Annotated in this window: 10 protein-coding genes; 9 read left to right on the forward strand and 1 reads right to left on the reverse strand. The window is 73.2% G+C overall.

Features of this window, described 5'->3' with window-relative positions:
- Positions 1-64: 64 nt before the first annotated feature.
- From ABEA04_RS02160 to ABEA04_RS02185, 6 genes are all read left to right on the forward strand, one after another.
- Complete coding sequence (locus tag ABEA04_RS02160) at positions 65-1,096, forward strand: cutinase family protein (RefSeq protein WP_345454072.1); 1,032 nt, start codon at positions 65-67, stop codon at positions 1,094-1,096.
- Positions 1,097-1,483: 387 nt separating this feature from the next.
- The gene (locus tag ABEA04_RS02165; protein ID WP_345454074.1) at positions 1,484-2,536 is read left to right on the forward strand and encodes an NAD-dependent epimerase/dehydratase family protein; all 1,053 of its coding nucleotides are present in this window, start codon (positions 1,484-1,486) and stop codon (positions 2,534-2,536) included.
- A gap of 79 nt (positions 2,537-2,615) precedes the next feature.
- On the forward strand, positions 2,616-3,833 hold the full coding sequence (locus ABEA04_RS02170) for a class I SAM-dependent methyltransferase (protein WP_345455611.1): 1,218 nt from the start codon (positions 2,616-2,618) through the stop codon (positions 3,831-3,833).
- Positions 3,830-4,660 carry a sugar phosphate nucleotidyltransferase gene (locus tag ABEA04_RS02175; RefSeq protein WP_345454075.1) on the forward strand — a complete coding sequence of 277 codons (831 nt, stop codon included), beginning with the start codon at positions 3,830-3,832 and terminating at the stop codon, positions 4,658-4,660. Before ABEA04_RS02170 ends, ABEA04_RS02175 begins: the two co-directional genes overlap by 4 nt.
- A gap of 19 nt (positions 4,661-4,679) precedes the next feature.
- Positions 4,680-5,321: a PIG-L deacetylase family protein gene (locus ABEA04_RS02180; protein ID WP_345454076.1), complete on the forward strand. Its 642-nt coding sequence runs from the start codon at positions 4,680-4,682 to the stop codon at positions 5,319-5,321.
- A complete protein-coding gene (locus tag ABEA04_RS02185; protein ID WP_345454077.1) occupies positions 5,314-6,360 on the forward strand; it encodes a glycosyltransferase family A protein in 1,047 nt (348 codons plus the stop codon). The genes ABEA04_RS02180 and ABEA04_RS02185 overlap by 8 nt, the downstream gene beginning before the upstream one ends.
- A gap of 208 nt (positions 6,361-6,568) precedes the next feature.
- On the opposite strand, the gene ABEA04_RS02190 is transcribed toward ABEA04_RS02185, so the two are convergent.
- The gene (locus ABEA04_RS02190; RefSeq protein ID WP_345454079.1) at positions 6,569-7,720 is read right to left on the reverse strand and encodes a class I SAM-dependent methyltransferase; all 1,152 of its coding nucleotides are present in this window, start codon (positions 7,718-7,720) and stop codon (positions 6,569-6,571) included.
- Between the two features lie 178 nt (positions 7,721-7,898).
- Here ABEA04_RS02190 and ABEA04_RS02195 point away from each other — a divergent pair, with 178 nt between their 5' ends.
- The 3 genes from ABEA04_RS02195 to ABEA04_RS02205 are packed head-to-tail and all read left to right on the forward strand — an operon-like array spanning position 7,899 to position 11,891.
- Positions 7,899-9,407, forward strand: a complete 1,509-nt coding sequence (locus ABEA04_RS02195; protein WP_345454081.1) for a sugar transferase — start codon at positions 7,899-7,901, stop codon at positions 9,405-9,407.
- The gene (locus ABEA04_RS02200) at positions 9,344-10,501 is read left to right on the forward strand and encodes a GNAT family N-acetyltransferase (RefSeq protein ID WP_345454083.1); all 1,158 of its coding nucleotides are present in this window, start codon (positions 9,344-9,346) and stop codon (positions 10,499-10,501) included. Before ABEA04_RS02195 ends, ABEA04_RS02200 begins: the two co-directional genes overlap by 64 nt.
- A 7-nt stretch (positions 10,502-10,508) precedes the next feature.
- Positions 10,509-11,891, forward strand: a complete 1,383-nt coding sequence (locus tag ABEA04_RS02205) for an O-antigen ligase family protein (protein WP_345454085.1) — start codon at positions 10,509-10,511, stop codon at positions 11,889-11,891.
- Positions 11,892-11,912 lie beyond the last annotated feature (21 nt).

Raw genomic sequence — 11,912 nt, forward strand, 5'->3', positions numbered from 1 at the left:
CGCCATCGCCCCCGGCGGCCGAGCCACGTTGAACGGGACGACGTTGCGGTATGCCTCGACAGCCTTGTCGGTCTCTCCGGGCGGGGCGGCCGAGATCCACGGCAAGATCCTCAACTCCACCGTCGGGGTCTCCTCCGACTACTACGTCGACGCCTCTGACGTCGACTGGGGTCACCCCTCCGGCCCGGCGCCGATCGGCACCGGCACCCGCATCCGCGGCGAAGGCGTCGATGTCCTGCCCTGGACCGGCTGGGTCCAGCCTGCACTGCCCCCGCCCGCCGCACCCGGCATCACCCCCGGCTCGAGCAGCAACCAAGCCGAGTCCGGCTGCAAGCAGGTCATGTTCCTCGCGGTCCGCGGCTCCGGGGAGGACCCCTTCGACCAAGCCGGCGACGCCGCCTACAACAACTGGCTCTCCGGCATGGGTCCCAACATCTGGCAGGTCTACACCGCCTTCAACGACCAGCTCAACGTCCGCGGCTACACCGGCCCCAACAACCAGAAGGGCATCGGGCTGCGCTACACCGCCATGCACGTCCCCATCATCGAGAACGTCCTCGGCGGATGGCCCCAAGCCCTTTCCAACACCCTGTACACAGCCTCCATCTGGCAAGGCGTCGACCGCATCGAGCAGTACCTCAACGACGAGGTCGCCCGCTGCGGCAGCACCCAGAAGTACGTCCTCGCCGGCTACTCCCAAGGCGCCCTGGCCATCCACCTCTACCTCACCCAACGCGCCCCGGACACCCCCGGCATGCTCAACCGCATCGCCGCCGTCGGACTCCAAGCCGACCCCGCCAAGAACCAGAACGGCGCCGAACACACCTTCACCGACGGTTTCAGCTCAGCCGGGCCCGGGACCGACATGAAGAACGCCAAGGGCATCTACCGCAAAGCCATCCTCCCCGGCTCCGGCCCCCTCCCAGACGCCATCACCGCCCGCACCGCCACCCTGTGCCACGACAACGACATCGTCTGCGCACCCGGCTTCGGCTCCTGGATCACCCAGCACACCAACTACACCAACGCCGAACTCCGCGCTCTAGGCACCTGGCTCGCCAACACCGCCGCCAACACCGGCCTCCCACCACGCTGAACCACCCACGCCGCATGGCCTCACGTCAAGTGCCCCGACCTGTGTGATCGGTGCCGACCGGCACGGCCATTACCCCATCAGTACCCAGCTGCCAAGAAAAGCCTTGCGGACCAGAGACGGATCGAGCGTCCAGGTTGCCTAGCGACTCCCTCAAAGAAGCTCGTGGCCCTGCCCGAAGGCGGCGGAATGACATGCGCGGGTCTGGCTGTCACAGCCCGCACGCGCGGTCGAACCCGGCTCGTACTGCGTCCCCGCACTGGTCTCGTTACCCACAGGTTCGGACTCGTGCCGCTCTGTCTCGCTTGAATCGCCACACGTCCGTGGGGTGGGTTGGCCGAGGCGTGCCCGCCCTAGTCTCCAACCACAACCGTGGGAGGGGTGGGGCGCGTGCGCGTTCTTGTGACGGGGCACCAGGGATACCTGGGCACCGTGATGGTGCCGGTGCTGCAGCAGGCCGGGCACGAGGTGGTGGGGCTCGACACCGGGCTGTTCGCGACCCCCGTGGTGGGTCCCAAGCCCGACGACCCCGCGGGCATCAACGTCGACCTGCGCGACGTCACCGCCGACGACCTGCAGGGGTTCGAGGCCGTCGTCCACCTGGCGGCGCTGTCGAACGACCCGCTGGGGGCGCTCGACCCCGAGCTCACCTACGACATCAACCACCGCGCCGCCACCCGGCTGGCCACGCTGGCGCGCGACGTCGGCGTGAAGCGCTTTCTGTATGCCTCCACCTGCTCGGTCTACGGCGCCTCGGGCACCGACGAGGCGGTGGGGGAGGACGCGCCGATGCGGCCGGTGACGCCGTACGCCGAGTCGAAGGTGCGCGTGGAAGACGACCTGGTCGCGCTCGCAGACGACGACTTCACGCCCGTCATGCTGCGCAACGCCACCGCGTTCGGGTTCTCGCCGCGGCTGCGCTGCGACATCGTGCTCAACAACCTCGTCGGCCACGCGCTGCTCACCGGCAAGGTGATGGTGATGTCAGACGGGACGCCGTGGCGCCCGCTCGTGCACGCCGCCGACATCGCCACCGCGTTCGCCGCCGCCCTCGAGGCGCCGCGCGACGACGTGCACGCGCAGGCCTTCAACATCGGCTCCGACGCCAACAACGCCCGCGTCTCGCAGATCGCGGACGCCGTCGCCGAGGCCGTGCCCGGCGCGCGCATCGAGATCACCGGCGAGGCCGGCGGCGACCCGCGCTCCTACCGCGTCGACTTCACCAAGGTCGGCCGCGCCCTGCCGCAGTGGACGGCGTCCTGGAGCATCCCCGACGGCGCCCACGAGCTGGTCGAGGCCTACGGCACCCACGGCCTCGACGAGGTCGCCTTCGAGCGCGACCAGGTGCGCCTCAAGCGGCTGCAGGCCCGCATCGACCACGGCGAGGTCGGCACCGACCTGCGCCCCGTCGCGGCCTCGGCGCGCCGATCGCTCCAAGGCTGAGACGAGCCCGTCCCGTGCGCAGTACGTTGCGAGCGCGCCCCACCACGGCGCAGCCCGACGGGAAGGGGAGCGCGTGAGCATGGTCTGCCGGCTCTGCGGCTCCGACCGGCTCGCCACGTTCGTCGACCTCGGCGCCACCCCGCCGTGCGAGCTGTTCCTCACCGCCGACGACCTCGACCGGCCCGAGCCCACCTACCCGCTGCACGCCCGCGTCTGCGAGGCCTGCCTGCTGGTGCAGCTGCCCGCGCTCATCGACCCGGCCGAGATCTTCGGCGAGTACGCCTACTTCTCCTCCTACTCCACCTCGTGGGTCGAGCACGCCCGACGCCTCGTCGACGTCGCCGTCGAGCGCGCCGACCCGCAGCTCGTCGTCGAGGTCGCCAGCAACGACGGCTACCTGCTGCAGCACGTGCTCGAGCGCGGCATCCGCTGCCTCGGCATCGAGCCGTCGGCCAACGTCGGCGAGGCCGCCCGCGAGCGCGGCGTCCCCACCGTCACCGCCTTCCTCGACCCGGCCCTGGCCGCCGAGGTGCGCGCCGAGCACGGTCCGGCCGACGTCGTCGTCGCCAACAACGTCTACGCCCACATCCCCGACGTCCGCGGCTTCGGCGAGGCGCTGCGCACCCTGGCCGCCGACGACGGCTGGGTGGTCATCGAGGTGCAGCACCTGCTCACGATGATCGAGCTCGGCCAGTTCGACACGATCTACCACGAGCACTTCCAGTACTGGACCGTCGGCACCGCCCGCGCCGCCCTCGCCGAGGCCGGCCTGCGACTGGTGGACGTCGACCTCCTGCCCACCCACGGCGGCTCGATCCGGCTGTGGGCCCGGCCCGACGGCACCGGCGCCGATCCGACCCAGGCGGTCGCCGACGTGCTGGCCGGCGAGGCCGCCGCCGGCCTCGACACCCCGGCCGGCTACACCGGCTTCGCCGGCCGCGTCTCGCGCATCCGCAACGACCTCGTCCGCTTCCTGGTCGAGGCGAACGAGGCCGGTCAGCGCGTCGCGGGTTACGGCGCCCCGGGCAAGGGCAACACGTTGCTCAACTACTGCGGCATCCGCCCCGACCTGCTGGCCTACACCGTCGACATGAACCCCTACAAGCACGGCCGGTTCACACCCGGCACGCGCATCCCCATCCACGAGCCCGAGCACCTGCTGGCCGACCGGCCGGACGTCGTCCTCGTGCTGCCGTGGAACCTGCGCGACGAGATCGCCGCCCAGCTCGCCCCCGTGCGCGAGTGGGGCGGCCGGCTCGTCGTCGCCATCCCCGAGCTCGAGGTGATCACGCCATGAAGGTCGTGCTGTTCTGCGGCGGCTACGGCATGCGCATGCGCGCCAACGGCGACGACGACACCCCCAAGCCGATGCAGCCGGTCGGCCCGCGGCCGCTGATCTGGCACGTCATGCGCTACTACGCCCACTTCGGGCACCGCGAGTTCATCCTGTGCCTGGGCTACGGCGCCCACCACCTCAAGCAGTACTTCCTCGACTACCGCGAGACCGAGTCGAACGACTTCGTCATGCGCAACCGCGACATCGAGGTCGCCAGCAGCGACATCGCCGACTGGACCATCCACTTCGTCCACACCGGTCTCGACGCCAGCATCGGCGAGCGGCTGCGCCGGGTGCGCCACCTCGTCGACGACGACGAGATGTTCCTGGCCAACTACGCCGACGTGCTCACCGACCTGCCGCTCGACGAGATGGTCGCCAGGTTCACCGCCTCCGACGCGCGGGCCGCGCTGCTCGCCGTCCCGCCGGTCGCCGCCTTCCACGTCGTCGAGACCGACGAGGACCGCGTCAAGGCCATCCGGCCCGCGGTCGACATGGACCTGTTCATCAACGGCGGCTACTTCGTGCTGCGCCCCGAGGTCATCGACCTCATCCCGCCCGGCGGCGACCTCGTCGCCGACGCCTGCCAGACGCTCGCCGCCGAGGGCACGCTGATGGCCCATCGCTACCACGGGTTCTGGCAGTCGGCCGACACCGTCAAGGAGCGCAACGAGCTCGAGGCCGCCTACCAGTCCGGACGCCGTCCGTGGATGCTCTGGGAGGAGCGGGACGGCGACGTCCCGCCCCTGCAGGGCCTGGTCAACCGCGACCGCGAGCGACGGCGCTGAGGCTGCGACGGGGACGACGATGCAGCCGCTGCACCTCGACCGGCTCACCGAGATCACTGCTCTCGGTGCGCACTGCGACGACGTCGCCATCGGCGCCGGCGGCACCCTGCTCACGTTCTGCCGCGCCCACCCCGGCCTGCGGGTGCGGGTGCTCGTGCTCAGCGGCGGCGGCAGCGACCGCGAGGCCGAGGAGCGGTCCGCGCTCGCCGCGCTCTGCCCCGGCGCCGAGCTGGAGGTCGTCGTCGGCGACCTGCCCGACGGCCGCCTGCCGGCCCACTGGGACGCCGCCAAGGAGGCGCTCGAGGCGTTCCGCCGCGGTGGCGAGCCGGACGTCGTCCTCACCACTGCGCGCCACGACCACCACCAGGACCACCGCGGCCTCGCGCAGCTGACGCCCACCGTGTGGCGCGACCACCTCGTGCTCGGCTACGAGGTGCTCAAGGCCGAGGCCGACCTCGCCCAGCCGCTGCTCTCGGTGTCCCTGGACGACGACGTGCTCGCCGAGAAGGTCGCCGTGCTGCACGAGCACTACGCCTCCCAGCGCGACCGCGCCTGGTTCGACGACGAGGCGTTCCGCGGCCTGGCCCGGCTGCGCGGCGTCCAGTGCGGGCACCGCTACGCCGAGGCGTTCCACCCCGAGCGGCTGGTGCTCGATGCCTGAGCCGCACGCCGGGACGCCGTCGGTCACCTTCCTCTGCACCGCCTACCGCACCGAGACGACCATCGAGGAGACGCTCGACTCGATCTGCGCCCAGACCCGCCCCGACTGGCAGCTCGTGGTCGTCGACAACGGCCCGTCGGACACCATCGCCGCCCTCGTGGAGCCCTACCTCGACGACCCGCGCGTCAGCCTGGTGCGACAGGAGAACAGCCGCGCCGCCGGCGGGGTCAACGCCGCCGCCCGCCACGCGCGGGGGCGCTACGTCGCCGTCCTGCACACCGACGACCTCGTCGAGCCCGCCTTCGTCGAGCGGCTCGTGCCGCTGCTGGACGCCGACCCCGGCACCGCCGCGCTGGCCTGCGACGCCCGCTACCTCGCCGAGTACGGCCTGCGCCGCCCGACGTTCCGCGGCCCGGTGCCGGCGCACCTCAAGCGCGGCGACCCGCTCACCCTGCGCGAGATGCTCGAGGGCTGGGTGCCCTACTACACCGCGCTGATCCGCCGCGAGGTGTGGGACGAGATCGGCGGCTTCCGCCACGACACCCCCACCGTCGAGGACCTCGCGTTCTGGGTCGACCTGCTCGCCGCCGGCTACTCGCTGCGCACCCTCGACGAGCCGCTCGCGGTCTACCGCGAGAACGAGGAGTCCGACTCGCGTGGCGCGCGCGGCGTCGAGATCATGGAGGCCTCGCGCGAGCGGGTGCTCACCGAGGCCGTCGAGCGCTTCGGCACCGCCGACGACCGGCGTGCGCTCGCCGGCATGCTCACCGACAGCCGCCACCGCCGCGCGATCGTGCAGGCCCGCCGACTGCTCGTGGACGGCGACCTCCCCGGCGCGCAGGACGCCGCCCGGCGCGCCCTCGCCGAGCGCCGCGACTCGCGCACCCGGCTGATCGCGACCGCACTGACCCACTGGCCCCGTGCCGCGCGGCGGGTCTACCGGGCCAAGAAGGCGCTGCGCCGCCGCGGCCGCAGCGTGGCCGCCCGCGTGCGCGTCAGCCGCCCGCGGCGTCCGAGCTCGCCCAGCGCGAAGGTCTAGCCGGACGGGCTGCTGTCGTTCCGTTCGATTGAACGGTTCGACAGTCGATCAGCCCCGTTCGAAGCCGCGATCCGTTCAATCGAACGGTTCAGTCGGCGGCCGGCTCTCGTTCCGTTCAATTGAACGGTTCGTGGCGTGATCGGGCCGATATCAGCCCGTGAACCGTTCAATTGAACGAATCACTCGTTGGCCACCCACCAGACAGGGGCTAACTCGACGACGCCGGGCGCGGGCCGGGGTCGGCGACCCACCACCGCCCGCCCGCCGCCTCGACCTCGGGCAGCGAGCGGCGCAGCTCGGGCAGCAGGTGCGGCACGAAGAGCAGCACCGCGTCGGGACGCCGCGCCACCAGGTCGGACGGCGACCCGATGGCCACGTCGGTGCCGGGGAGGCGGCGTCCGTGCTTGGCGGGCGAGGCGTCGGCGACCATCGGCAGCAGGTCGGCGTCGATGTCGGCGTGGCACAGCAGCGGCACCGCCCGGCCCGCCGCGCCGTAGCCGAGCACGCGTCGTCCGGCGGCGCGCTCGGCCTCGAGCCAGGAGCGCAGGGAGGCGGCCGCGTCGTCGGCGTGCCGCTGCAGCGAGCCCACCGCCGCGGCGTCGAGGGCGCCGGCCGCCCGCTCGGCCGCCAGCAGCGCCGTCGCCTCGGCGTCGGGCTCGCCGCTGGCCACGGCCACCGCGGCCAGCGTGCCGCCGTCGAAGTCGGAGCGCCGTGCGGTGCGGACGCCGAGCCCCACCGTGCGCAGCGCCGCGCCGAGCGCGGGCAGCGACCAGTAGGCGAAGTGCCCGTGCCGCAGCTCGGAGAACTGGCCGGCGGCCAGCACGGTGGCGAGGCTGCGCCACTGCAGCACCAGCGCCCCACCGGGCCGCAGCAGCGCCGCCCGCCGGGCCAGCGCGGCCGCCTGGTCGGGCTCGTGCAGCAGCCCGTAGACGTCGAGGACGACGTCCACCGGCTCGTCGATCGCCGTCACCGGGACGACGCCCCGCTCGCGCAGGAGCGGCCCGACCGACGGGCTGTGCGGGCTGCCCAGCTCGACCACGCGGGCGCCGGGCGGCAGCAGCCCGAGCCCGGCGGCGAGGCCGAGGGTGGCGCGGGCCTGGGCCGTCATGGCCTCCCCGCCGCCGACGACGGTCTGCTCCTCGACCGGGCCGGGGTCCTCGGCCAGCTGGGCGAGGCCGCAGCCAGCGCACAGCCACATCCGCAGCGGGAACCGGGGGTCGGCCGCCGCACCAGACGGCCTCGGTGGGAACGTCTCGGCCGAGGGCTGCTCACCGAGGTCGAGCACCACCCGGCCGGCCGTGGATCGACACCGGCGGCAGGTCGGCGTGAAGTACCTCTCACCAACCGCTGTCCGGTTCACCTCGAAAGACTACGAGTCGGGGTTGCGCAGCGTAACCTCGCACGCAGGCACTCGTTGTCCCAGGTGGCCGCGCTTTCCGCGTCGTGATTGAAACGTCATAACGCGGGCAGGCTGCGTAGGGCAGCAACGTGCAGGCCACAGTTTCTGGGGGGAAACGGTCTTGTCATACAGCGACGCCATGTCGTCTGTCGTGCGCCGGGGGGTCGACGCCCGGCGCGTCGACGCACCTGTCCACGTCGACGCGACGCTCACCGACCTGCGCCACGGCACGCGGTGGGACATCGCCCGCCGGCTGCGCCGCGAGGCGCGCCGCGCGCTGCCGCACTACGTGGTGCTCAGCGACGTCCTGGCCGTCGCGCTCGCGACCCTGGGCTCGACGCTGGTCAACGGCGCCCCGCGGCCGCACGACCCGTTCGTCGTGCTGGGCTGCGTCACCGCCGTCCACGCCGGCCTGCGGGCCTACCGGCCGCGGCTGCAGCTCTCCGTGCTCGACGACCTGCCCGCGATGTTCGCGGCCACCCTCGCCGCGCTGGTCGCCCTGCTCGCCTTCGGCAGCGTCGGCCTCGCCACCGTGCCGAAGCGCGAGCTGGCCGTCGGCATGGTCGTGCTCGGCGTCTCGCTCGTGCTCGCGCGCTCGCTCTGCTACGCCGTCGTCCGCTCCGCGCGCCGCAGCGGGCTCATCGAGCACCGCACGCTGGTGCTCGGCGCCGGGCCGACCGGCCGTCAGCTGGCCGAGGCCATGCTGGCCCACCCCGAGTACGGCCTGCGTCCGGTCGGCTTCGTCGATGCCGACCTGGCGGACGACGCGGCCTCGCTGCCCGTGCCGATGCTCGGCCACACCCGCGACCTGGTCGGCCTGGTGCGCCGCGAGGGCGTCACCGAGGTGATCGTCGCCGACCCGGCCGACGACCTCGAGCCCGGCGAGTCGGCCCGCGAGGCCCGCGAGGCCCGGGAGGCCCGGCTGGTCGAGGCGCTGCACGCCTGCGACCTGGCCAACTGCGAGATCTTCACCGTCCCGCGGCTGCACGAGCTCTACGAGGGCACCCGCGACGTCGACCACCTGTGGGGCATCCCCATCATGCGCGCCCGCCGCGCCACCTGGCGCAGCAGCGCCTGGCGCGTCAAGCGGATGCTGGACGTCGTCCTGGGCGCGCTGGCGCTGCTCGTGCTCTCGCCGATCCTCGCGGTGGTGGCGCTCGCCGTCCGGCTCGAGGTCGGCCCGCGCGTGCTGTTCCGCCAGGTGCGGGTCGGTCTCGACGGCCGGCAGTTCACGCTGCTGAAGTTCCGTTCGATCCAGCCCGAACCCGAGTCCGACGACACCGACACGGCGTGGTCGGTGGCCGGTGAGCGCATCGGCCCGGTCGGCCGCTTCATCCGCGCCACCTCGCTCGACGAGCTGCCGCAGCTGCTCAACATCCTGCACGGCGAGATGAGCATCGTCGGTCCGCGCCCCGAGCGCCCGGCCTTCGTCGAGGAGTTCACCCAGGCCATCCCGCGCTACACCGCGCGGCACCGGGTGCCGGCCGGACTCACCGGCTGGGCGCAGGTCAACGGCCTGCGCGGCGACACCTCCATCGAGGAGCGCGTGCGCTTCGACAACCACTACATCCAGAATTGGTCGCTGTGGTTCGACGTGAAGATCGTGGCGCGCACCCTCGGCGTGGTCCTGCTGCGACGGGGGTCCTGACGGCGCCCCGCTTCCGGGCCGTCACCTCCCTCGACGAGGCGGCCGCGCTCGTCCCCGCGTGGGACGCGCTGGCCGACGCCAGCGGTGCCGGCCTGCTCACGCGGCCCGGCTTCGCGCTCGGCTGGTGGCGCACGCTCGGCCGCGGCCGGCTGCTGATCGGCACGGTCTGGCGCGGTGACGAGCTCGTCGCCCTCGCGCCCCTGCACGAGCGGTGGATCGGCGCGGTGCGCGTCGCGCGCTGGCTCGGTCACGGCCTGGGCACCGTCTCCGAGGCGCTGGTGCGACCGGACGACGACGAGGCGGCCCGCGTGATGTGGCAGGGGCTGTCGCGCCGCGGCCGCGTGCTCGAGCTGCTTGAGTACCGGGAGGAAGGCGGCGGCCTGGCGGCCCTCGTCGACCACCCGCCCGCCCGACGCCGCACCACCGTCGCCGAGCGCGACGTGTGCCTCGCGCTCGACTTCGAGCCCGGTGGCAGCGGGCTCGAGCACCTGACCTACCCCGGCCGGGGCAACGTGCGCGGCGCGCTGCGCCGGGCCGACCGCGAGGTCGAGGCCACCGGCGAGCCGTTCACGCTCGAGGTGGTCACCGACGTCGCGACGTTCGACGCGCGGCTGCCCGCGCTGCAGGCGGTCTACGACGCCGCCGAGGCCGACAACCCGCGCCAGAACATGCTGCGTCCGCCCTACGAGGACTTCGTGGTCGAGGTGTGGCGCGCCGGCATCGCCGACGGCACCGCCGCGGTGACGATCGGGCTGCTCGGCGACCGGCCCGTGGCGCTGCAGCTGTGCCTGATGGACGGGCGCACGTGCGGCCTGTGGGCCATGCGGTTCGCCCCCGACGTCGCCCCGCTGCGGCCGGGCCACCTGCTGCTGCGCGAGACGTGTGTCTGGCTGGCGGCCCGTGGCTACCAGCACTTCGACCTGCTCATCGGCGAGAGCCAGACCAAGCGGCAGTGGTCGACCTCGCGCTACCTCACCCTCGAGGTCACCCACGGCCACCCGCTCGACCTGCGGGCCGCGGCCGCGGCGTCCGGCGCGGTCGCGCGGGCGCGCGACCTTCTGGGTGCTCGCCGCGCCGCCCGATCCGCGGGATGATGCCGCGGTGCCGACCCTCGCCGCCGCCTGGCCGATCGTCGGCCTCGTGCTGCTGCTGGCGGTGCCCCTCGGCTGGCTGTTCCTCTCCCGGCCCCAGCGCGGCCTGCTGCTGCTCGCCGCGCTCGCGCCGTTCGACGGCCTGCTGCTGATCGTCCCCGGCGGGGCGTCGCTCGGGTCGTGGAAGGAGGGCCTGGTGCTGCTCGTGCTGGCCGCCACCTTCGTGGCGCCGCCCGAGGCACGCCGTCCGGCGGACGACGGTGCGCGGCTGCCCGGCTGGGCCATCGCGGCGCTCGCCCTCACCGCCCTCGGGGCGGCCTCGGCGGTGGTGGTGGGCGGCATCGTCGGGCTCTGGGGCTTCAAGGTCGGCTTCTTCTACCTGCTGCTGCCGGTGATCTGCTGGCGCTGCCCCCTCGACGCCAAGGAGCGCGACCGACTCGTCGGCATCCTCATGGCCGCCGGGGTCGTCACGGCCGTCGTCGGTCTCGCGCAGCAGGTCGTCGGCCCCGAGCGGCTCAACGAGCTCGGCTACACCTACAACGACGTCATCCGGTTCTCCGGCAGCCTGCTGCGCTCGTTCTCGACCTTCACCCAGCCGTTCTCGTTCGGGCTGTTCGTGATGCTGGTGCTGCTGCTGGCCACGCCGGTCGCGATCGCCGACCACCGCCGGCTGCGCAACCGGCTGTTCCTGCTCTCGACCCCGCTGCTGCTGATCGGCATGGCCACCTCGGTGGTCCGCGGCGCCATCCTCGGCCTGGTCGCCGGCATGGTCTTCCTCGCGCTGTGGCGCTACCGGGGCCTGGTGCACCTCGTGCCGCCGTTGCTGCTCGTGCCGGTGCTGCTGCCGGCGAGCGTGCTGGCCACCTTCTTGTCGTCGAGCAGCCTCGGCGAGCGCGGCTCGGGCTGGCAGGAGACCTTCGGCCTGGTCGCCGAGGCGCCCTGGGGCCAGGGCCTCGGCACCAGCGGCGCGGCCGCCGAGAAGGCGCTCGAGCTCGGCGCCGAGCGCAACGACATCCTCATCGTGGGCGGCGCGAACTACCAGCCCGACAACCAGTACGTGAAGACACTGCTCGAGCTCGGCCCGATCGGGCTGTGGCTGCTGCTGCTCGTGGGCGCCGCCGCGCTGGTGGCGGCCGTGCGGACGGCGTCCGCGCACGTGGGGGTCGACCGGGCGCTGGCCGAGGGCGTGGCAGCATGCCTCATCGCCGCGGGTGCGGGCTCGCTCGTCGCGACCTACCTCGAGATCTTCCCGCTCGACCTCTACTTCTGGCTCCTCCTGGGGGTGCTGCTCTGCCTCGATCCACGGTCGACCTCAACGCCCTCGCCCTCCGCCCCGGAGGGAGCGGGGTCCAGACCTACATCCGCGAGCTCGTCGCCGCCCTCCGTCCCCTGACCGAGGCGCGGCTGGTCGCGC

This window comes from Nocardioides marinquilinus (assembly GCF_039543705.1).
Classification (GTDB): Bacteria; Actinomycetota; Actinomycetes; order Propionibacteriales; family Nocardioidaceae; genus Nocardioides; species Nocardioides marinquilinus.

Bases quoted from the DNA above. Each gene is read 5' to 3' on its own strand.
- ABEA04_RS02170 (WP_345455611.1), top strand. From the start codon at position 2,616: ATGGTCTGCCGGCTCTGCGGCTCCGACCGGCTCGCCACGTTCGTCGAC.
- ABEA04_RS02175 (WP_345454075.1), top strand. From the start codon at position 3,830: ATGAAGGTCGTGCTGTTCTGCGGCGGCTACGGCATGCGCATGCGCGCC.
- ABEA04_RS02180 (WP_345454076.1), top strand. From the start codon at position 4,680: ATGCAGCCGCTGCACCTCGACCGGCTCACCGAGATCACTGCTCTCGGT.
- ABEA04_RS02185 (WP_345454077.1), top strand. From the start codon at position 5,314: ATGCCTGAGCCGCACGCCGGGACGCCGTCGGTCACCTTCCTCTGCACC.
- ABEA04_RS02195 (WP_345454081.1), top strand. From the start codon at position 7,899: ATGTCGTCTGTCGTGCGCCGGGGGGTCGACGCCCGGCGCGTCGACGCA.